The organism is Pseudomonas sp. NPDC090752 (assembly GCF_055584805.1).
The window spans coordinates 1-19,671 of record NZ_JBVJLI010000028.1; the positions used below are offsets into that span (position 1 = coordinate 1).

19 protein-coding genes and 2 tRNA genes are annotated in these 19,671 nt (G+C 61.5%); 7 read left to right on the plus strand and 14 right to left on the minus strand.

All coding sequences use genetic code 11. The features are described 5' to 3' along the window. Positions 1–551: 551 nt before the first annotated feature. From ACZ6YA_RS24865 to ACZ6YA_RS24875, 3 genes are all read right to left on the minus strand, one after another. A complete protein-coding gene (locus ACZ6YA_RS24865; RefSeq protein ID WP_465900262.1) occupies positions 552–1,880 on the minus strand; it encodes a tyrosine-type recombinase/integrase in 1,329 nt (442 codons plus the stop codon). 164 nt (positions 1,881–2,044) lie between these two features. Next, positions 2,045–2,120 (minus strand) — tRNA-Thr (locus tag ACZ6YA_RS24870). 98 nt (positions 2,121–2,218) lie between these two features. Further along, entirely contained in the window at positions 2,219–2,473 is a 255-nt protein-coding gene (locus tag ACZ6YA_RS24875; RefSeq protein WP_465900264.1) for a hypothetical protein, read from the minus strand. 474 nt (positions 2,474–2,947) lie between these two features. Between ACZ6YA_RS24875 and ACZ6YA_RS24880 the strand changes: the two genes are divergently transcribed. Further along, positions 2,948–3,220, plus strand: a complete 273-nt coding sequence (locus ACZ6YA_RS24880) for a hypothetical protein (RefSeq protein WP_465900266.1) — start codon at positions 2,948–2,950, stop codon at positions 3,218–3,220. After that, positions 3,220–3,492: a DUF3077 domain-containing protein gene (locus ACZ6YA_RS24885; protein WP_465900268.1), complete on the plus strand. Its 273-nt coding sequence runs from the start codon at positions 3,220–3,222 to the stop codon at positions 3,490–3,492. The genes ACZ6YA_RS24880 and ACZ6YA_RS24885 overlap by 1 nt, the downstream gene beginning before the upstream one ends. Before the next feature lie 276 nt (positions 3,493–3,768). Here the strand turns inward: ACZ6YA_RS24885 and ACZ6YA_RS24890 are convergent, their stop codons facing one another. The 5 genes from ACZ6YA_RS24890 to ACZ6YA_RS24910 all read right to left on the minus strand — a co-directional run bounded on the left by ACZ6YA_RS24890 (position 3,769) and on the right by ACZ6YA_RS24910 (position 8,068). Continuing rightward, positions 3,769–4,974 carry a methyltransferase gene (locus ACZ6YA_RS24890; RefSeq protein ID WP_465900269.1) on the minus strand — a complete coding sequence of 402 codons (1,206 nt, stop codon included), beginning with the start codon at positions 4,972–4,974 and terminating at the stop codon, positions 3,769–3,771. A gap of 120 nt (positions 4,975–5,094) precedes the next feature. Beyond that, a complete protein-coding gene (locus ACZ6YA_RS24895; RefSeq protein WP_400803770.1) occupies positions 5,095–5,784 on the minus strand; it encodes an ABC transporter permease in 690 nt (229 codons plus the stop codon). Further along, positions 5,781–6,476 carry an ABC transporter permease gene (locus ACZ6YA_RS24900; protein WP_465900272.1) on the minus strand — a complete coding sequence of 232 codons (696 nt, stop codon included), beginning with the start codon at positions 6,474–6,476 and terminating at the stop codon, positions 5,781–5,783. Before ACZ6YA_RS24900 ends, ACZ6YA_RS24895 begins: the two co-directional genes overlap by 4 nt. A gap of 54 nt (positions 6,477–6,530) precedes the next feature. Then, a complete protein-coding gene (locus tag ACZ6YA_RS24905) occupies positions 6,531–7,283 on the minus strand; it encodes an ABC transporter substrate-binding protein (RefSeq protein WP_465900274.1) in 753 nt (250 codons plus the stop codon). Positions 7,284–7,294: 11 nt separating this feature from the next. Further along, positions 7,295–8,068 (minus strand): ABC transporter ATP-binding protein, encoded by a 774-nt coding sequence (locus ACZ6YA_RS24910; protein WP_465900276.1) that lies wholly within the window; start codon positions 8,066–8,068, stop codon positions 7,295–7,297. Between the two features lie 641 nt (positions 8,069–8,709). Here ACZ6YA_RS24910 and gabP point away from each other — a divergent pair. After that, complete coding sequence (gene gabP, locus ACZ6YA_RS24915) at positions 8,710–10,095, plus strand: GABA permease (RefSeq protein WP_403131691.1); 1,386 nt, start codon at positions 8,710–8,712, stop codon at positions 10,093–10,095. Positions 10,096–10,266: 171 nt separating this feature from the next. On the opposite strand, the gene ACZ6YA_RS24920 is transcribed toward gabP, so the two are convergent. The 6 genes from ACZ6YA_RS24920 to ACZ6YA_RS24945 form a co-directional block, all read right to left on the minus strand. Further along, positions 10,267–10,710 (minus strand): hypothetical protein, encoded by a 444-nt coding sequence (locus ACZ6YA_RS24920; protein ID WP_465900278.1) that lies wholly within the window; start codon positions 10,708–10,710, stop codon positions 10,267–10,269. A 60-nt stretch (positions 10,711–10,770) separates the two neighbouring features. Continuing rightward, positions 10,771–11,760 carry a polyphosphate kinase 2 gene (gene ppk2, locus ACZ6YA_RS24925; RefSeq protein ID WP_465900280.1) on the minus strand — a complete coding sequence of 330 codons (990 nt, stop codon included), beginning with the start codon at positions 11,758–11,760 and terminating at the stop codon, positions 10,771–10,773. Between the two features lie 325 nt (positions 11,761–12,085). Next, positions 12,086–12,161, minus strand: a tRNA-Phe gene (locus tag ACZ6YA_RS24930). Positions 12,162–12,251: 90 nt separating this feature from the next. Continuing rightward, on the minus strand, positions 12,252–12,524 hold the full coding sequence (locus ACZ6YA_RS24935) for an oxidative damage protection protein (protein ID WP_400803789.1): 273 nt from the start codon (positions 12,522–12,524) through the stop codon (positions 12,252–12,254). Next, on the minus strand, positions 12,521–13,588 hold the full coding sequence (gene mutY / locus ACZ6YA_RS24940; protein WP_465900283.1) for an A/G-specific adenine glycosylase: 1,068 nt from the start codon (positions 13,586–13,588) through the stop codon (positions 12,521–12,523). The genes ACZ6YA_RS24935 and mutY overlap by 4 nt, the downstream gene beginning before the upstream one ends. After that, positions 13,585–15,828 (minus strand): AsmA family protein, encoded by a 2,244-nt coding sequence (locus ACZ6YA_RS24945; protein ID WP_465900285.1) that lies wholly within the window; start codon positions 15,826–15,828, stop codon positions 13,585–13,587. Before ACZ6YA_RS24945 ends, mutY begins: the two co-directional genes overlap by 4 nt. Before the next feature lie 470 nt (positions 15,829–16,298). Here ACZ6YA_RS24945 and ACZ6YA_RS24950 point away from each other — a divergent pair, with 470 nt between their 5' ends. From ACZ6YA_RS24950 to ACZ6YA_RS24965, 4 genes are all read left to right on the plus strand, one after another. After that, positions 16,299–17,960: an OFA family MFS transporter gene (locus tag ACZ6YA_RS24950; RefSeq protein WP_465900287.1), complete on the plus strand. Its 1,662-nt coding sequence runs from the start codon at positions 16,299–16,301 to the stop codon at positions 17,958–17,960. A 200-nt stretch (positions 17,961–18,160) separates the two neighbouring features. Continuing rightward, a complete protein-coding gene (gene hisB, locus ACZ6YA_RS24955; RefSeq protein ID WP_465900288.1) occupies positions 18,161–18,754 on the plus strand; it encodes an imidazoleglycerol-phosphate dehydratase HisB in 594 nt (197 codons plus the stop codon). Further along, entirely contained in the window at positions 18,755–19,393 is a 639-nt protein-coding gene (hisH, locus tag ACZ6YA_RS24960; RefSeq protein WP_465900290.1) for an imidazole glycerol phosphate synthase subunit HisH, read from the plus strand. Further along, positions 19,394–19,654: a DUF2164 domain-containing protein gene (locus tag ACZ6YA_RS24965; protein ID WP_401078588.1), complete on the plus strand. Its 261-nt coding sequence runs from the start codon at positions 19,394–19,396 to the stop codon at positions 19,652–19,654. Positions 19,655–19,671: the final 17 nt, after the last annotated feature.

Here is a 19,671-nt window from a genome sequence, read left to right on the forward strand (position 1 = left end):
GCTCTACGAGATAGATATGCGTGGCCGTAAGTCGAAGCCTTGAAAGTGTCCACCATGTCCTGGCACAGGTGTCACCCTTGTATTCAGTCCCTACACAGAAGAAAGAGACGGGCACAGGTTGGCGCAAGATTCGGCCAAGCGGATAGGTTGCTGCAGGGCAGCGAGGTACGGTGTATCTGGCGCACGAGCGCTATATGTGTAAGAGCATCCATCACATGGGTAGTGACCGGGCGAGCTGCCGGATGCGAATCGCCCTTGGGTAGAGCCACCGCGAGAGCGGTGTGACCTTGAAAGCTCGGGTCACCTGGGGTGCTGCCTAAGGCAGCGTTTGCAAGATCAGTTCTACGCCTGTGGATAATTTTGGTCAACGCCCCATTCCTCGTGGCCTCTGGGGCTGTGCATGAAATTATCCACCGGTGGAAATCAGTGGTATCCAAAGGATTTGTGTCGGCTTTTAGCTTTGCAAAGCGAGGTCCATCCAAACAGGGCGGCTTTGCAGCCCTGTTTGGATGTACCCGAATTAAAGAGCGGCCAACGGTGATCGGGAGGGTTCATCGACGATTGAATGCGCCACGCCCACTTGGCAAGGGAGTGATGTTGTCGCCAGCTGGATGGGCGAACTCATGTGGAGTGACATGCCCCGATCTGTTCGCATCGATGTAATTGCTCCACCACGCCATGATCAGCCGACGCTGCTCCAGAAATTCAGCCTTGTGGATATAGGCGGCGCGCACGCGATTGCGTTCCTTGTGGCTCATCTGTCGCTCAATGGCCGCGTCTGTCCACAGCCCTGACTCCAGCAAGGCGCTACAGGCCATGGACCTGAATCCATGCCCGCATACTTCCTTGGATGTGTCGTAGCCGACGTTGCGCAGCACTTGGTTAACCGTGTTCTCCGACATTGGCTTCCAGTACTTGTGGTCACCGGGCAGCACCAGTTCGGAGAAGCGACTCAAGCTGCGTAGCCGTTCAAGGATCGCGATGACTTGGGGTGATAGCGGCACCATCTGTATGTCTCCGCTCATCTTGGTGCCACGGGTGGAATTGCGCACGCCGTCGATTGGCTTGCGGGTGTCGGGGATTTCCCACATTGCCCTTTGCAGGTCGAACTCATCCCAGCGCGCAAAGCGCAGTTCGCTGGAGCGCACGAACACGTGCAGCGTCAGCAATACAGCCAGCTTGGTTAGCTCACGGCCGTTGTAGTTATCGATCCGGCTGAGTAGTTCGGGGAGGCGGTTGAGTGAGAGGGCTGGGCGGTGCACGGTACGCGGGGCATGAATCGACCCTGCCAGATCGAGCGCAGGATTCTGGCTGATCTGCCGTGCCCGCTTCGCGCCCCGCATGATCGTGGAGAGATAATTCTGCACGCGCAGAGCAACGTCCATGGTGCCGCGCTCTTTGATACGCAGAGTGATTTCAAGCAGATCATGGGTATCAAGCTCAGCAATGGGGCGTTGGCCGATCAGGGGGAAGACGTGGGTGCGCAATCGGCTCATGACTGTCTTGGCGTGTCCCTCCGTCCAGCGCCGCGACATTTCGGCATGCCACTCCAGGGCGACGGTTTCAAAAAGCAGGGAAGCTCGTTGAGCAGCTAGCTTCGCTTTCTTCTTCTCTTCCATCGGGTCGAGGTTGTCGAGCAGCAGGGCCTTGGCTTCATCGCGCTTGGTCCTCGCGACGGCCAGCGAAATGATGGGATAGTTGCCGATGATCAGCGTGCCCTCCTTGCCGCTGGGCTTGAAGTAGCGCAATCGCCACGTTTTCACGCCGTTGGGTTTCACGAAGAGGTACATGCCGCCACCGTCGAATAGCTTGTAGGCACGTTCGCGAGGTTTCGCAGTACGGCATTTGAGGTCGCTGAGAGGAACGGCTAGGCGTGGCATAAGGGTACGTTCTCCATGCAGGCAAGACGCTGTACCCTAAAAATACCCCCGGGGATGGGGTATTTAGTTGGATCCCGACGGAGGGTCCTGGAACGAAAAAACCCGCCAAAGGGCGGGTTTTAGGGGCTTCCAAGGCATTCGGTGGAACGCGATGGAGCTGGATATGGTGCCGGCACCAGGAATCGAACCCGGGACCTACTGATTACAAGTCAGTTGCTCTACCATCTGAGCTATACCGGCAATGGGGCGTCATTATAACGACAGTTTCGCGCCTGTAAACCACTTCCTTGCGATTGTGCGCAAATGACCTAAGTCACCGGCCTGGAAGGAGAAATTTCCTACCAGCCGCGGTGGATGGTGTTGACGTTTGGCTCGGTCTTGCCGGGGTTGAAAAACAGCTTGTTGTTGTCGCTGCCACGCTTTTGGTGAGGGGGCTTGCTATCGATGCGCAGGGGCAGGCCGTTGTCGCCGCCCAGCTGCATGCCGGGGGTGTTCCAGTCCAGGTTGCTGGTGTGCTGCGGCGGGGTGCCGCTGGCGCACGCGGTCAGGGTCACGGCGAAAGCCAGCAGGAAGAGTGGTTTGGCGTAGGTCACGATGTCTGAGTCCGTTTGTCCATGGTCGGTTCTGGCGCAACGCCAGACGGTCGCGAGGCTGGCGGGCAGCGCGCGACGTAGCTTTTTAATGATTTGGGAAGCGGATAATACACGGTCGGCTTGAGATTACGCTGGGACCTTTGCCTAGCCGATCTGTAAGGCATTTCTGAAGCTAAAACTAAATGCTTAAGGATTTAAGTGCTTGGGAATTATCCTACGCAGCTAGCTGAAGCTTCACTGTTGGCGGGGAAGTGCCCCAGGGATAACGTTTCTGGGTCGCCAATTTCCTGGTGACCGGGTGTGAGAACCCGTTTGAATGTTTTCGGCTGCTTTATGGTGACCGTGCACGGGCAGACCTCGGTCTGGCCGAGCTTCCTACATTCACTCGGTTTCTCACCCCGTGTACGGTCGCCACCTCTGTTCTGTGAGAAGGATGGAAGTGGAAGCCCTTGATTGAATGTAGGGATTTCCAGAATGAAGAAAATCGTTCCAGACCCACCCCGTCCGCTCATCACCACCCCGTACTTCACCATCCACAGCGACATCACCCCAACCGACGCCATCGCCCACGCCTGTGAGCTGTTGCGTGTCTCGGTCGAAACCATTGATGAACATTGCCGTGCCCACGCAGGTGAATCCGGCTCGAACCTGCTGGCAAATGCCGCCCATGCGGCCGATTCGGCGCGCGTGCTGGTCGAGCATGCGAAGCGGCGGATGAAAGATGGTCAGACAAAGGAGGCATTGTGATGAGCGATCAAGCCAAGCCTGTCACCACCGCCGGCGTGGAAATCTTTCTCGAAGTCGGCAACCCGGGTGTGAACTTGCTGCGGGTTCAGCCTGGGATTCCTGTGGATGCTGCCTATGAGCAGGTTTCGGTGCTGTTGGGGTATATCAAGCACCTGCTGAGGGAGGGGGATATGGAGGATGACCACAAGCTATTGGGGGCTGCGGATTACTTGAGTGCTTTGGCCAAAGCCTTGATGAATGATATCGAGGTAGCCAAGAACAGGTTGCATTGACTGGTAGGGCCTCTTCGCGGGGCGAGCCCGCTCCCACAAGTTTTATCACCGGTTTTGGAGCGAGTTTGCCTAATCGAATTTTTGTTTATGCACAAGAGGCATCAGCGCCTTGCGCGAAAGGCATGCCCAGCAGCTACACCGCCTGTCTTTGCGCAAATGCCTGTTTTTACTGGGCTTGGCGCTTGGGTCGGAATAAGCGAAGCCGTTGAAATAGCAGTTTGAACGAAGCATCTATCACAAGCTTGTTCACAGACTTATCCACAGGTTGTGCTGTGGCTAACTGTCGCGTTCTGCGAGCAAAAGCAGGTTGCGTGGGGTGAGGGGGTAATCGCAGAAGGTGCCTAGGCGAACGGCGTAGCCTTGTTCTTCGAGGAACAGCGCGCGGTCGAGTACCAGCCATAGCTCCAGCGGCCTGCGGAACAGGTTGCGGACCCGTTCGAGGTTGCGCACTTCGGCCAGTCGCTGCCAGCCGGCGGCTTGCAGCGTGTCCCAGTCCGGCGTGACGGTCAGTTTCAGCTGCTTCAAATCAGCCAGCTCCCGGCAGTACTGCTCGAAGGGTTTGCTCAGCCACGCCACCGGCAGCGACGGGGTGGGCAGGTATTCATCGCATTGGCGCTGTTGGCGTTGCAGCAGGTCGAAACCCAGGCGCCGGGCCATGGAGCAGTCGCGCTGTTGGCGAACGCGGGCACCGGCGGTGACGGTTTCGCTCAGTGGCAGGCCCAGGTCCAGCAGGGACAGCTGCAGTGTGGAGTTTCGCGCTGCTGTGGATAACGGCTGGTACTGGTTGCCCTGGATGCGGTTGTAGCAGCACGGGGCCACGGCCAAGTGGCGGCAGCCTTGTTCGCTGGCTACGCGCAGCAGGTGAACGTGGAGGTCTCCGCAGGCGTGCAGGGCTACCACGCTTTTGTCGCTGCCCAGGTGGCGGCGGCTGTCGGCGGCCATGACGTCTTGATGGATGTGGGTGGCCGGCAGGTGGTGGTGGTCGCTTAAGGCCTGGCCTGCGGCTACCAATTCGGCGTCGTACTCCAGGCAGGTGAGTTGCTGGCCTGGCTGCAATAGGCGGCGGCCGAGGTAGCCTTTTCCCGAGCACCAGTCCAGCCAGTGCTGGGTTTGGGTGCGGAAGTCCAGGCGGCGGCTGAAGGCTTCGATCTGCTGCCATTTGCGGCCGGGGACGTTGACGTCCAGGCGGTGGGCGGCGGGGGGCAGGCCGGTGTCGGGGAGGGCGCCGAGGGTGCTGAGGTGTTGGGCTTTTTCGGCAAGCTGTGAATAAGGTGCCGGTATGGCTTGTGGATCAAGGTCAGCTTCGGCTTCGGCCAGGTTGCATTGGCGCAGATGGGCGGCGAGTGCGGGGTGTTCGGTCTCCCAGTCCAGGCGCAGGGTAGTGAAGGGCCTGGGTTTCCACAGTGCTTGGTGCTCGATCAGGAACTGGTCGAGGGCTTGGAAGCGGTCGCTTAGGTGGTGGCTGTGGAGGAAAGAGGGCATAGGGCTTGGAAGGTGTGCTGTCTTTAAGGGCCTCTTCGCGGGCAAGCCCGCTCCCACAGGTTATGGCGATAGCCTGGAACTTGTGGGAGCGGGCTTGCCCGCGAAGAGGGCGGCGAGGTCTCAGCGACCCTGGCAGGCATCAACGCGCAACCAGCGCTCCAGCAACTTGAAACCCTGCACCAGCACAAACGAGATCACCAGATAGAACACCCCGGCAGCGAAGAAGATCTCCACCGGCAGGTAGGTCCGGGCGATGATCGTGCGGGCCATGCCGGTCAGTTCCAGCAGGGTCACGGTACTGGCCAGGGCGCTGGCCTTGAGCATCAGGATCACTTCGTTGCTGTACGCCGGCAGGCCGATGCGCGCAGCGCGGGGCAGCATGATGTAGAACAGCGCCTTGCCGCGCGACATGCCCAGTGCGCGGGCCGCTTCGATCTCACCCTTGGGGATCGATTGTAGCGCGCCTCGCAGGATCTCGGCGATGTAGGCGGCGGTATGCAGGGTCATGGTCAGCACCGTGCACCAGAACGGATCGCGCAGGTAGGGCCACAGGCTGCTGGAGCGCACCGCATCGAACTGCGCCAGGCCGTAGTAGACCAGGAACAGCTGCACCAGCAGTGGCGTGCCGCGGAAGAAGAAGATGTAGCTGAAGGGCAGGGCGCGCACGTACCAGTGCCGCGACGAGCGGGCGATGCCCAGCGGGATCGCCAGGATCAGCCCGGCAACGACCGCGATGGCCACCAGCTCCAGGGTCAGGGTGGCACCCTGGGCCAGGCGGGGCAGCCACTTGATGATCACTTCCCAATTCATTGTTCGGCCCTCGCAAAGCCGCGAGCGGCGCGTTTTTCCATGAAGTGCATGCCGGTCATGGCAACCACGGTCAGGCTCAGGTAGATGCAGGCCGCAACCATGTAGAAGGTGAACGGTTCTTTGGTCACGGTCACGCCGATCTGCGCGTGGCGCATGATTTCTTCCAGGCCGATCACCGACACCAGCGCGGTGTCCTTCATCAGGATCATGAACAGGTTGCCCAGGCCTGGCAGGGCGATGCGCCACATCTGCGGCAGGATGATCCGCGACAGGATGCGGCCCTTGGACATGCCCAGGGCCAGGCCGGCCTCACGGTGGCCTTTGGGGATCGCCAGGATGGCACCGCGGAACACTTCGGTGGCATAGGCGCCGAAGCACAGGCCGAGCGCGATCACGCCGGCGGCGAAGGCGCTGAGTTCCAGGCCAGGCATATTGAGGGCATCGCCGAGGCTGCTCATCAGCCCGACGGTGCCGAAATAGATAAGCAGCACCCAGAGCAGTTCGGGCACGCCGCGAACCAGGGTCGAATAGAAGCCGCCAAGCCATTGCAGCGGCTTGATCGGGGATGTCTTGGCCAGGGCGCCGAGCAGGCCCAGGACCAGCCCCAGCAGCAAGGCGCAGAGCGCCAGTTTTACGGTCATCACGGTGCCAGCCAGCATGGCCGGACCGAATCCGTGCAAGTCGATATTCATGGGCAGGTCATTCTAGGGACTGGCGCGCCACGGGGGCGCGCCGGTCAGGGCGGGTCATTCGATGCTGAATGGGAAGTACTTGTCGTTGATCTTCTTGTACGTGCCGTCGGCTTTGATTTCTGCCAGGGCTTTGTTCAGCTTCTCGCGCAGCGGGTCGCCCTTGCGCACGGCGATGCCGATCTTGTCGCTGTCGACCACAGGCTCGCCTTTGAACTCGAAGTTCATGCCGTCTTTGCTTTTCAGCCACTCGTACTGCACGTACTTGTCGGCCAGGATGCCGTCAATGCGGCCAGAGACCAGGTCGAGGTAGGCGTTTTCCTGGGTGTCGTACAGCTTGATGTCGATGTCGCTACCGTAGGTGTCTTCCAGCCAGGTGCCGGCCAGGGTCGCACGCTGGGTACCGATGGTCTTGCCTTTCAGGTAGCCGGCGTCGGTCTTGAAGTCGACGTTCTTCGGCGCGATGAACTGCAGCTTGTTCGAGTAGTACGGCTCGGTGAAGTCCACAGCCTGCTTGCGCTCGTCGGTGATCGACAGCGACGACACCAGGAAGTCGAACTTCTTGGCGTTCAGGGCCGGGATGATGCCGTCCCAGTCGGAGGTGACGACCGAGCACTCGGCTTTCATCTTGGCGCACAGGGCGTCGCCGATATCCTTGTCGAAACCGACGACCTGGCCGCTGGCGTCCTTGTTGTTGAACGGCGGGTAGGCCGCTTCGATACCCATGCGCAGTTTTTCTGCAGCCATGGCATTGGCCGACATCACCAGGGTGGCAGCGGCTGCCAGGAGAAACTTCTTGTAAGTCTGCATGTATTGCTCCGTTAGCGGTGGCTGGACATGAATTGCTTGCAACGCGCCGAGGTCGGGTTCTCGAAGACCTGCTGCGGCGATCCTTGCTCTTCAACCAGGCCCTGGTGCAGGAAGACCACTTCACTGGACACCTGGCGGGCAAAGTTCATCTCGTGCGTCACCAGCAGCATGGTACGGCCTTCGTCGGCCAATGCGCGGATAACGTTAAGCACTTCCTGGACCATTTCCGGATCGAGCGCCGAGGTTGGCTCGTCGAACAGTATGACCTTGGGCTTCATGGCCAGGGTGCGGGCGATGGCAGCACGTTGCTGCTGGCCACCGGAAAGCTGGGCGGGGTAGCTGTGGCGTTTGTCGAAGATGCCGACCTTGTTCAGCAGCGCTTCGGCGGCTTCGATGGCTTCGGCCTTGCTCTGGCCGAGCACGCGGCGCGGCGCCTCGATGATGTTGTCGAGGATCGACATGTGCGGCCACAGGTTGAAATTCTGGAAGACGAAGCCGATCTCGCTGCGCAGGCGATTGATCTGGCGGTTGTCGGCAGCGATCAGGTCGCCGTTTTTGGCGGCCTTGAGCTTGAGTGCTTCACCGGCCACCAGGATTTCGCCCTGATGCGGGTTTTCCAGCAGGTTGATGCAGCGCAGCAGGGTGGACTTGCCGGAGCCGGACGATCCCAGAATGGAGATCACGTCACCGTCACGTGCGGTCAGCGAAATGCCCTTGAGAATTTCCTGGTCGCCGTAGCGTTTGTGCAGATTGCGGATTTCCAGCGCGGGCGTGGCCTGGGCCATGTGCGGTCCTCATGTGTTCGGGTGCGTTCCCAGCTGTTGGCGGCCTTCCTGGCGTGCGCCAAGCTAGCATAGCGGCAATATGGCGGCCAACAGGGTCGCAAGGGGCTCGGGGCAATGCTGGGGCAGTTTGTCGCATCGGTGCAGCGCAACGTCGCGCATCTGTCTGCGAAGGTGTCGCCCAGCTCCAGAGCCTTGATGAAAAAAGGCGCGATGGTGCCAGCTTTGGGCAAGGGTGGGAAGCGGTTTTGACCCCATCGCGGCTGAAGCCGCTCCTACAGACACCTGCCCCCCCCTGTAGGAGCGGCTTCAGCCGCGATGGCGTCGACGCGGAAACAGGTTGTACCCCGAGGTTGCACTTTTCGCCTTGCACTGGTGCAAAGGTGTTACCAAGGAGCACCTTTGGTGCGTTTGTAAGTGGGTATTTCCGTAATCCAGGGATTTAACGTCCTTTCGGCCAGGACTTGACCGAATGCCCTGCAAGCCCCGTCCTTCACGGTTACCAGATTTATCTGACGAATGCATTCAGCACCTGGCCCGCTTATTGCCATCTGGAACTCACCGATTGCAGCAGCGCCCGAATCAATCCTCGGCGCGCCTGGCATTCGCAATCGAGTAGTCCACTCCTTACAAAGGTAGTTTCAATGAGCGGTAACAATTCCAATGACCTCGCTCAGGGGCTCAAACAACGGCATGTGACCATGCTGTCCATTGCTGGCGTCATCGGCGCCGGCCTGTTCGTCGGCTCCGGCCACGCCATCGCTGCCGCTGGCCCCGCCGTGCTGCTGGCCTACGCCGCTGCCGGTACCTTGGTGGTGCTGGTGATGCGCATGCTTGGCGAAATGGCGATCGCCTCGCCCGACACCGGTTCGTTCTCCACTTACGCCGACCGCGCGATCGGCCGCTGGGCCGGTTTCACCATCGGCTGGCTTTATTGGTGGTTCTGGGTGCTGGTGATCCCGCTGGAAGCCAACGCCGCCGCAGCGATCCTGCATGCCTGGTTCCCCGCCGTCGATCTCTGGGCCTTCTCCCTGCTGATCACCCTGGCGCTGACCCTGACCAACCTGTGCAGCGTGAAGAACTACGGTGAGTTCGAGTTCTGGTTCGCCCTGCTCAAGGTGCTGGCGATCATCGGTTTCATCGTTGTCGGTTGTGTGGCCATGTTCGGTTTCGTGCCTAACAGCCAGGTAAGCGGTGCCAGCCACTTGTTCGATACCCAGGGCTTCATGCCTAACGGCCTGGGCGCGGTGCTGGCCGCCATGCTGACCACCATGTTCTCGTTTATGGGCACCGAAATTGTCACCATCGCCGCCGCCGAATCGAAAGACCCGGGCAAGCAGATCAGCCGCGCCACCAACTCGGTGATCTGGCGCATTTGCCTGTTCTACCTGGTGTCGATCTTCCTGGTCGTGGCCCTGGTGCCGTGGAACGACCCGGCGCTGGCCGAGATCGGTTCCTACCAGACGGTGTTGAGTCGCATCGGCGTGCCGAATGCCAAGCTGATCGTCGACATCGTCGTGTTGGTCGCCGTGACCAGCTGCCTGAACTCGGCGCTGTACACCTCGTCGCGCATGCTGTTCTCGCTGAGCAAACGTGGTGACGCGCCGGCCATCGCCCAGCGCACCACCAAGGCGGCTACCCCGCATGTGGCCGTACTGCTGTCGACCGCTGCAGCGTTCCTCTGCGTGTTCGCCAACTACGTGGCACCGGCGCAGGTGTTCGAGTTCCTGCTGGCCAGCTCCGGTGCCATCGCGCTGCTGGTGTATCTGGTGATTGCCGTTTCGCAGCTGCGCATGCGCAGCCAGCGTGAAGCGCGTGGCGAGAAGATCGACTTCAAGATGTGGCTGTTCCCGGGGCTGACCTGGGCGACCATTGCCTTCATCGTTGCCGTGCTGGTGGTGATGGCGCTGGGTGAGGATCACCGTGCGGAAATCATCGCCACTGCGCTGCTGAGCATTGGTGTGGTTGCTGCGGGCTTACTGGTGCATCGCAAGCGCCAGGCTGCCGGGCGCGTGGCGTTGGATAGCTGATCTGAGCTGGCTGCAATGAAAAGGCCGCGCCCTGTGTAGGGGCGCGGCCTTTTTGGTTGTCTGTGCCGGCCTCTTCGCGGGGCGAGCCCGCTCCTACAGGTTCTACACAGGCCTAAGGCATTGTGAAGAACCTGTGGGAGCGGGCTTGCCCGCGAAGGGGCCGGTACTGACTCAGCCGAACTGCTTCTGCTGTTGCTGCTGCTTGGCCACCAACTCGGAAGCCGCGATATAGGCATCCTGGAACTCATCGCTCTCCAGCCAGGCCATGGTGGTGTCTTCGTCAGCACCATCGAGCCAGGTGCGGTAGGCGTTGAACACCAGCACGATGTAGTCGGTGGCGTGCTCTTCCTTGTGCCCCTTGAGCACCAGGGCCAGCAGCGGGTCGACCAGGAACACCGAGATCATCGATACCAGGCCGCTTTCCTGCGCCGCTTTCATCTTCTCGAACAGCTCTTTATAGCTGTCCGACTCCATGGCCTTGTTGAACACCTGCTCGATGCTGGCGCTGTCGCCGGCACTGGCCTTGACCGCCTGGCCGCTGCGCACCATGCGGTTCTGCTTGGCCTTGGTGGCGGCGCGTTTGGCGCGTTTCTGTTGCTTGGTGTTGGTGGCCATGGGGCGAATCCTTGGGTGAGCTTGAAATTGCGCGTATTGAAGCGCAGCCGCCCGGGCGATTCAACCGCAAGGCACAGCCGGTTCATCTTCCTCGAATCCGCGCGACGCCCGGCCAACCAGCAAGTCATCCGGCGCATGGGCCACGCTGTGGTCCTTGCCCGGATAATCCAGCGAATGCAGGAAGTGGCGGATGCAGTTGATCCGCGCGCGCTTCTTGTCATCGGACTTGATCACTGTCCACGGCGCATCTGCGGTGTCGGTGTGGAAGAACATCGCCTCCTTGGCGGCGGTGTAGTCTTCCCACTTATCCAACGACTTTATGTCGATGGGCGAGAGCTTCCAGTGCTTGAGCGGGTCGTCCCGGCGCGAGATGAAGCGGCGCAGCTGCTCCTCGCGGTTCACCGAGAACCAGTACTTGAACAGCAGGATGCCGCTGTTGCACAGCATGCGTTCAAGGTCCGGCGCCTGGCGCATGAACTCCAGGTACTGCAGCGGCGTGCAGAACTCCATCACCTTCTCGACCCCGGCGCGGTTGTACCAGGAGCGGTCGAAGAACACCATTTCGCCCGCTGTGGGCAGGTGCTGGATATAGCGCTGGAAATACCACTGGCCCTGTTCCTGCTCGGAAGGCTTCTCCAGGGCGACGATCCGCGCACCGCGCGGGTTCAGGTGCTCCATGAAGCGTTTGATGGTGCCACCCTTGCCGGCCGCATCGCGCCCTTCGAACAACACCACTATCCGCTGGCCGGTTTCCTTGGCCCAGCTTTGCACCTTGAGCAGCTCGATCTGCAGCGCGTGCTTGGCTTTTTCGTATTCCTGGCGGCGCATGCGGGTGCGGTAGGGGTAGCTGGCGGGCAGGCGCGCGGTGGTGCTGTCCTCGTTGCTGCCCTTTGGCGCGCTGGCCACTTCCAGGGCGGCGGGGGCCTGGCTGATCTGGGTGATGGTCGGCTCGGGTTTGCGCTGGCGGGGGCGGCGGGTGCGCGGAGATGGCGTAGGGCTGGGTGTGGAAGCTTCGGGGGCGGGGAGCAGCAGGGTGGATTCTTCGCTCATGGAGGTCCTTGCGAGGTGGGGTCAAGTGTCCGTCTGCAATTGTGGATTTGAGCGAGGGAGGGGTAGTTGATGCGGGTCAATGAGGCGTGACGGGAAAGAGCTCTAGTAGAGCTCTTTTCATAGATAGTTTGAAACAGGTGCGGATTGATCCAGTGTGAACTGTGGTTAACATTTTTCTCAAGCGGCTGGGTGACAGGTGGAGTGGCAGATCATGAAAGTGAATCTGCCGAGGGTAAGGCATAAATCCCAGACAACAAAAAACCCGCACTAGGCGGGTTTCTTGTTGTCGCTTCGGGTAACTTTGCAACCACCAGAAGCTTGAAGGTGGTGCCCAGAGACGGAGTCGAACCGCCGACACGAGGATTTTCAATCCTCTGCTCTACCGACTGAGCTATCTGGGCGACGAGGTGAATTAAATAGATTTCCAGACCGCTCGTCAACGACTTTTTGAAAAAATTTTAAATTAATTCCGTCGCTTACGATTTTTGGGGTCATTCGGCGGGTGGGACGTAGCCTTCCGCCTGGGCGTAATCCTCGCCAGCAAAAAACTTGTCCATCTCGGCCTGGATGAACTTGCGGTCCTCGGCGTTCATCATGTTCAGGCGCTTTTCGTTGATCAGCAGGGTCTGGTGCTTCTGCCAATCGGCCCAGGCTTTCTGCGAGACGTGTTCGAAGATGTCCTGGCCCTTGGGGCCGGGGTAGGGCGCGCGCTCAAGGCCTGGCAGTTCTTCTTTGTACTTGCGGCACATTACGGTGCGGGTCATCGGGCTTCTCCTGCAATCAATTCGTCGGCCGCGCGTTTGAGCAGCTTCTTGACCGGGGCGGCGAGGCCCAGGCGCGGCGGGGTGGCGAGGTTATACCAGAGCCAGTCGGCCTCGGCCACGTGCTGGCCGACCGGGTCGACACGCACCAGCCATGGCTCGATCGCCAGCTGGAAATGGCTGAAGGTGTGGGTCAGGCCGTCCAGTGCGCGGCTTTCGGCCAGGCGCAGGCCGTGCTGATAGGCCAGGTCGTCGAGCTGTTCGATGTCGTCCAGCTCGGGCAGGCTCCACAGGCCGCCCCACAGGCCACTCGAAGGACGGCGGTAAAGCAGAATGGCGCCTTCGTGATTGGCCAGCAGCGGCATCAGCGTGCGGCGCTGGGGCAGGGCCTTGCGCGGCTTGGGCTCGGGGTAGCGGGTTTCTTCACCGTGCAGGTGCGCTTCGCAGCCACGTTGCAGTGGGCAGATCAGGCAACTGGGCTTGCTGCGGGTACAGAGCGTGGCGCCCATGTCCATCATTGCCTGGGTGTAGTGGTTGGCGCGTTGCTGCGGGGTCAGGCGCTCGGCGGTTGCCCACAGCTGGTTGGCCACCTTGGGTTCTCCCGGGTAGCCGCCCTGGGCGGTGAAGCGGGCCAGCACGCGTTTGACGTTGCCGTCGAGAATCGGCGCTCGGATGCCCATGCTGATGCTGGCGATGGCACCGGCGGTGGAGCGGCCGATGCCGGGCAGCTCGGTGAGCTGTTCAACACTGCGTGGGAACTCGCCGCCGTGTTGCTCAACGACGATTTTTGCCGCCTTCTGCAGGTTGCGTGCGCGGGTGTAGTAACCCAGGCCGGTCCACAGGTGCAGCACTTCGTCTTCCGGCGCTTCGGCCAGCGCCTGCACGGTAGGCAGGGCCTGCATGAAGCGGTCGAAGTAGTTCAGCACGGTGCTGACCTGGGTCTGTTGCAGCATGATTTCCGACACCCACACCCGGTAAGGGTTGATGCCCTGCTGCCAGGGCAGGTCGTGTCGGCCGTGCTGGTCATACCAATCCAACACGGCGCTGGAGAACTGCGCAGGGGTCATCGCTTGAACAGCCCCTTGAGCGCATCTTTCAGTTCTGGGCTCACTTTGTCTCCGAGTTTTTCATCGAGCTTTTCATCGATCTTGTCTTTCAGGCGGTTGCCGGCCAGCTTGGCCGCGACCTTGCCCAGGCCATCCTGGTCCAGGCGGCAGGCCTTGGCGCCCAGCTCCAGCGGGCCACGGCAGCGCAGCGGCACTTCGACGCCGACGAAGCGTTCGTTGACCTGGCAGGCCGGGTCGGGCATGGCGCGCTGGTCGCCCTCGACGATCACGCCGACGTTGTAGTCCATGCCCAGCACGCGCAGGTCGAGGTCGCCGTGGCCGTTGACGGTCAGGCCCGGGATACGCGCCTTGAGGTCCGGGTTGCTGGCCACACCATTGCGTACCACCAGGCTGCCGCGCAGTTCTTCGAACGGTGTGTCCTTGCCGCGCGGTTCGCCGCTCAGCGACTTGCGGTTGAGGGTGGCGATGGCCTGGCAAAGTTGCTGTTCCAGGTTGGCGTTGACCAGCACGCCGTCGTTGATGGTGAAGTTTGCGCTGCCATTGAGGGTGTCGACCAGTGCCTTCTGGCTGTTACCGGTCGCTGTCAGATCGCTGGTCAAGGTCAGCAGGCCTTTGACCGGCGGCGCCTGATCTTTGTCTTCAGCCTTGATGAAGTGCTCCACCGGCACCCGGTTGATCTTGGTGTTGACGCCGATCTGCGGCACGGCCGGGCGCACGTCGACGCTGCCTTTGGCTTCGAAGCTGCCGTTGTAGAGGCCGCCGCGCAGGGTTTGCAGGGTGATCAGGCCACCCTGGCCAGTGGCCTGCAGCTGGGCGTCGCTGATCGGCAGCTTGTCCAGGGTCAGCGAACCGAAGGCCAGGTCGGCTTGCAGGTCGAGGGCGCGCAGGCGGTCGACCGGCAGCAGCTTGTCGTTGCTCCAGGCCACTTGAGTCGGTGCGTTCGGCAGCGGCGAGCTGCCGGCACCGGCCACGGCACTGGCTTCCTGCTGCTTGACCTCGTTCTGGCGTGCTGCGGTGGCGCCCTTGGCTTCTTCGCTCTTGGCCGGCATGTAACGGTCGGCGTTGAACGTGTCGCCCTTGAGCTGCACGCGCAGGGCCTGTTTGGCGAAATCTTCGACGGCGACACGGCCGCTGAAGGTGCTGTCGTCCAGTTTCACCGCCAGGTCTTCCAGGGCCAGGCTGTTCGGCGTGCCCTGCAGGCGGCTGACCAATTCCAGCTTGTTGAAGGCGGCCGGGTCATTGGTGGCCGGCAGCGGGTGGCCGATGCCGTCGAGGAAGGTACGCAGGTCGAACTGGGCAATGGACAGGCCGCCGCTGAGTTGCGGTGCCTTGTCCAGGTCGCGCAGGTTCAGCTCGCCCAAGGCGCGCAACTGGTTGGCGGAGATCTTCAGGCCGTTCCACGACGCGACATTGGCCGCCATGTCGACCAGCAGCTGGCCCTGGGCGGCGAAGGTCACGGTCTTGCCGGCAAATGGCTCGCCCGACGTTTCACCAGACAGGCGCATGTCCTCGAAGTTGTAGCGCTTGAGTTTGCGGTCGAAGCGCAGCTCGCCGGCCAGTTCCGTGCGGGCCTTGAGGCTTGGCTGGCTGGCGCTGAGGAAGGCGCTGGCCTTGAGCGCGATGTTCGCGCCTTCATGAACCGGACCGGTGCTCAGCTGGATGCTTTCGGCACTGTAGCTCTGGCCGGTCTTGGCATCGGTGTACTGCACGCGGGCGTTGTTCACGGTCAGGCTGTCGATGTCGAGCTTGACCGCACGTTCGCTGCTGCTTTCGGCGGGTGCGTTCGGCTGGTCGGCAGGCGCGGGTGCGCTGGCGGTTGCGCCGTCCTTTGCCGGTAGCGGCTTGCCGATGTCTTCCCAGTTGCCATGGCCCTGTTCATCGCGGGCCAGCGTCAGGTTCAGGCCCTCGACACGCACATCGCTCATCTGCACTTCACGGCGCAGCAACGGCAGCACGCGCACCGACAGGCCGAGCATCTGCAGGTCGGCGAACGGCTCGGTGGGTTTGTTCAGCGTGGCGATGCTGGCTTCGTGCAGCTCCAGGCCCAACCAGGGGAACAGGCTCCAGCCGATATCGCCATTGAGGGTCAGCTCGACATGGGCCTTGTCGCGCGCCAACTGGCGGATCTCGTCTTTATAGTCGTTGGGATCGAAGAGGTGGGTCAGGGCGAAGCCCAGCGCCACGATGATCAGCAGCAACCCGAGAAGCCCCAGTCCCAGGATTTTGCCGAACGCTTTCATGGGCGAGTCCTTGTAGTCGGTATTTGAAATTCAAGCGGCAGAGTATAGCGCCGCAGCGGTGGGCCCTGAGTATCAGACAAGAGATACAGGCCATTTCCTACTTATTGACTAACTGTCGCGGGTTTCGACAGTTGTGGCTTGCGCAGTTCCTTCTGCCTTGCCTGCGCGGGCCTCTTCGCGGGGCAAGCCCGCTCCCACAGAAATTTGCACCCCATCCTGTGGGAGCGGGCTTGCCCCGCGAAGAGGCCCGCACAGCCAAAAGCGCACTAACGATTCAGCCATGCAAAAAATAACGATATCAGATTGCTTCCATGTCATCTGTGAGCTGGTACCCTTGTGCCGCTTTGCGGAGCGCCCGCGACCCATTGTCGCGGGCCTTTACCCATGGACAAGGCCTTTTGCCGTGCGTGCAGATACAAGAGCCCGGGACCCATCCGCCAGCACTGTCTACCTACAAAAGGATCGAATCCATGAGCAGTACCATCACGGCACAAGCCCGGGTCAGCGCCCCGAGCTTCTTGTCGAAGGAGCGCATCATCGCCCGCCCGGGCTTCAACCGCTGGCTGGTTCCGCCCGCGGCCCTGGCCATTCACCTGTGCATCGGCATGGCCTACGGCTTCTCCGTGTTCTGGCTGCCGCTGTCGCAGGCCATCGGCATCACCGCGCCGGTCGCCTGTTCGGCGGACATGGGCTTCATAGCCCGTCTGTTCAGCGCCGAATGCGACTGGCCGATTTCCATGTTGAGCTGGATCTACACCCTGTTCTTCGTCTTCCTCGGCTGCTCGGCAGCGGTGCTGGGCGGCTGGCTGGAACACGCCGGCCCGCGCAAGGCTGGCCTGGTGTCGGCACTGTGCTGGTGTGGCGGCATGCTGATTTCGGCGATTGGCGTGAAGACCCACCAACTGTGGCTGATGTGGCTGGGCTCTGGCGTGATTGGGGGGATCGGCTTGGGATTGGGCTACATCTCGCCGGTTTCGACCCTGATCAAGTGGTTCCCGGACAAGCGCGGCATGGCTACCGGCATGGCGATCATGGGCTTTGGCGGCGGTGCAATGGTTGGCGCACCCTTGGCCACCGCGCTGATGGGCCATTTCGGCAACGAGCATGAAGTGGGCGTGTGGCAGAGCTTCGTGGTCATGGCCGCGATCTACTTCGTGTTCATGACCGCCGGCGCCCTGGCGTATCGCGTGCCGCCAACCGGCTGGAAGCCTGAAGGCTGGACCGCGCCGGCCAAGAAAGCCGGCAATGGCATGGTCACCGACCGTCACGTGCATGTCAGCGTCGCCTGGAAAACCCCGCAATTCGTGCTGGTGTGGCTGGTACTCTGCCTGAACGTTTCGGCCGGTATCGGCATCCTCGGCATGGCTTCGCCACTGCTGCAGGAAGTGTTCGCGGGTAAGCTGCTGGGCAACGAACTGACGTTCAGTGAGCTGAATGCGGCGCAACTGGCGCAGATCGCTGCTATCGCTGCCGGTTTCACTGGCCTGCTGAGCCTGTTCAACATTGGTGGACGGTTCTTCTGGGCATCGTTCTCGGACTACATCGGCCGCAAGAACACCTACTTCGCCTTCTTTGCCCTGGGCGTTGGCCTCTACAGCCTGGTGCCGAACATGGGCCACCTGGGCAACGTGGCGCTGTTCGTGGCGGCGTTCTGCATCATCCTGTCGATGTATGGCGGTGGTTTCTCCACCGTGCCGGCTTACCTGGCTGACTTGTTCGGTACCCAGATGGTCGGTGCCATCCATGGTCGTCTGCTGACGGCCTGGGCAGCAGCTGGCGTGCTGGGTCCGGTGCTGATCACCTACCTGCGCGAGTCTCAGTTGGCGGCGGGTGTGGAGCGTGCGGCGGCCTACGACATGACCCTGTACATCCTCGCCGGTCTTCTGGTGCTGGGCTTCATCTGCAACCTGATGATCCGCCCGGTGGCCGACAAGTACTTCATGACCGATGCCGAGCTGGCCGCCGAGCGTGCGCTGAGCCACGACAAAGGCGCCGATGGTGCACGCTCGCTGGAGTGGCACGCTGCGCCGGGTAGCCTGCCGCTGGTGCTGATAGCCTGGGCGGTGGTGGTGATTCCGCTGGCTTGGGGGGTGTGGATTACCCTGCAGAAGACGGCGGTGTTGTTTCACTGATTGATGCAGTAGCCAGCATTATCGGGGCCTGATAGGGCCCTTTCGCGGGGCGAGCCCGCTCCCACAAAGACTACACCGACCTCTGTGGGAGCGGGCTTGTCCCGCGAATGCTTTATGCCATATGTCATCCGCGTTTCAAGCTTGCGCGTTCTGGGCCTATAATGGAGCCCTTTTCGCCCAATGATTTTGCGGAGCTGGTGATGGTCGAACGTAAGGCTTCCGTCGAGCGCAATACCCTGGAAACCCAGGTCAAGTGCTCGATCAACCTCGATGGCAGTGGCAAGTCCCGATTCGATATCGGCGTGCCTTTCCTTGAACACATGCTCGACCAGATCGCCCGACACGGGCTGATCGATCTGGATATCGAGTGCAAGGGTGACCTGCATATCGACGATCACCATACCGTCGAAGACGTCGGTATTACCCTGGGCCAGGCATTCGCCCAGGCCATCGGCGACAAGAAAGGCATCTTCCGCTACGGCCATGCCTATGTGCCGCTGGACGAAGCGCTGTCGCGCGTGGTCATCGACTTCTCCGGCCGCCCAGGCCTGCAGATGCACGTGCCGTACACCCGGGCCACGGTCGGTGGCTTCGATGTCGACCTGTTCCAGGAGTTCTTCCAGGGCTTCGTCAACCACGCCCTGGTGAGCCTGCACATCGACAACCTGCGTGGCCACAACACCCACCACCAGATCGAAACCGTGTTCAAGGCCTTCGGCCGCGCGCTGCGCATGGCCGTGACCCTTGACGAGCGCATGGCCGGGCAGATGCCATCCACCAAGGGATGCCTGTAAATGCAGACGGTAGCCGTAATCGACTATGGCATGGGCAACCTGCACTCGGTGGCCAAGGCGCTCGAGCACGTCGGCGCCGGCAAGGTGCTGGTCACCAGCGATGCCGCGGTAATCCGTGAGGCTGACCGCGTGGTGTTCCCGGGCGTGGGCGCGATCCGCGATTGCATGGCCGAGATCCGCCGCCTGGGCTTCGACAGCCTGGTGCGCGAAGTCAGCCAGGACCGCCCGTTCCTCGGCATCTGCGTCGGCATGCAGGCGCTGCTGGAGCATAGCGAAGAGAACGACGGGGTCGATTGCATCGGCCTGTTCCCTGGCCAGGTACGCTTCTTCGGCAAAGGCCTGCAGGAAGACGGCGAGCACCTGAAGGTGCCGCACATGGGCTGGAACGAAGTCAGCCAGAGCATCGACCACCCGCTGTGGCACGACATCCCTGACCGTGCGCGCTTCTATTTCGTACATAGCTACTACATCAATGCCGGCAAGCCTGGCCAGGTGGTCGGTCGCGGCCACTATGGCGTCGACTTCGCCGCAGCGCTGGCCGACGGTTCGCGCTTTGCCGTGCAGTTCCACCCGGAGAAGAGCCATACCCATGGCCTGCAGCTGCTGCAGAACTTCGTTGCCTGGGACGGGCGCTGGTAAATGAGCCGTTCGAAGACCAAGGCCCCGATCATCACCCTGGCCGCCGAGCAGGAGCGCGAGGCGCTGGACACGCTCAAGCGTTTCCTCGAAGACCGTTTCGAGTTGCAGCTGGGTTCGTTCGAAGTGGCCGAGGTCCTCGATCTGTTCAGCAAAGAGATTGCACCCCATTACTACAACAGGGCGATTGCCGATGTTCAGCTGCACCTCAAGGAGCGGTTCGAGAGCATCGAAAGCGACCTGTGGGCACTCGAGAAGCCCTGAAACCCAACAAATAGACA

Coding starts and splice junctions, on each gene's coding strand:
- mutY (WP_465900283.1), bottom strand. CDS start 13,588: ATGACCCCTGCGCAGTTCTCCAGCGCCGTGTTGGATTGGTATGACCAG.
- ACZ6YA_RS24895 (WP_400803770.1), bottom strand. CDS start 5,784: ATGAATTGGGAAGTGATCATCAAGTGGCTGCCCCGCCTGGCCCAGGGT.
- ACZ6YA_RS24965 (WP_401078588.1), top strand. CDS start 19,394: ATGAGCCGTTCGAAGACCAAGGCCCCGATCATCACCCTGGCCGCCGAG.
- ACZ6YA_RS24880 (WP_465900266.1), top strand. CDS start 2,948: ATGAAGAAAATCGTTCCAGACCCACCCCGTCCGCTCATCACCACCCCG.
- ACZ6YA_RS24900 (WP_465900272.1), bottom strand. CDS start 6,476: ATGAATATCGACTTGCACGGATTCGGTCCGGCCATGCTGGCTGGCACC.
- hisH (WP_465900290.1), top strand. CDS start 18,755: ATGCAGACGGTAGCCGTAATCGACTATGGCATGGGCAACCTGCACTCG.
- ACZ6YA_RS24905 (WP_465900274.1), bottom strand. CDS start 7,283: ATGCAGACTTACAAGAAGTTTCTCCTGGCAGCCGCTGCCACCCTGGTG.
- ACZ6YA_RS24920 (WP_465900278.1), bottom strand. CDS start 10,710: ATGGCCACCAACACCAAGCAACAGAAACGCGCCAAACGCGCCGCCACC.
- ACZ6YA_RS24945 (WP_465900285.1), bottom strand. CDS start 15,828: ATGAAAGCGTTCGGCAAAATCCTGGGACTGGGGCTTCTCGGGTTGCTG.
- ACZ6YA_RS24935 (WP_400803789.1), bottom strand. CDS start 12,524: ATGACCCGCACCGTAATGTGCCGCAAGTACAAAGAAGAACTGCCAGGC.
- ACZ6YA_RS24910 (WP_465900276.1), bottom strand. CDS start 8,068: ATGGCCCAGGCCACGCCCGCGCTGGAAATCCGCAATCTGCACAAACGC.
- ACZ6YA_RS24885 (WP_465900268.1), top strand. CDS start 3,220: ATGAGCGATCAAGCCAAGCCTGTCACCACCGCCGGCGTGGAAATCTTT.
- ACZ6YA_RS24890 (WP_465900269.1), bottom strand. CDS start 4,974: ATGCCCTCTTTCCTCCACAGCCACCACCTAAGCGACCGCTTCCAAGCC.
- ACZ6YA_RS24865 (WP_465900262.1), bottom strand. CDS start 1,880: ATGCCACGCCTAGCCGTTCCTCTCAGCGACCTCAAATGCCGTACTGCG.
- ACZ6YA_RS24950 (WP_465900287.1), top strand. CDS start 16,299: ATGAGCAGTACCATCACGGCACAAGCCCGGGTCAGCGCCCCGAGCTTC.
- gabP (WP_403131691.1), top strand. CDS start 8,710: ATGAGCGGTAACAATTCCAATGACCTCGCTCAGGGGCTCAAACAACGG.
- ppk2 (WP_465900280.1), bottom strand. CDS start 11,760: ATGAGCGAAGAATCCACCCTGCTGCTCCCCGCCCCCGAAGCTTCCACA.
- hisB (WP_465900288.1), top strand. CDS start 18,161: ATGGTCGAACGTAAGGCTTCCGTCGAGCGCAATACCCTGGAAACCCAG.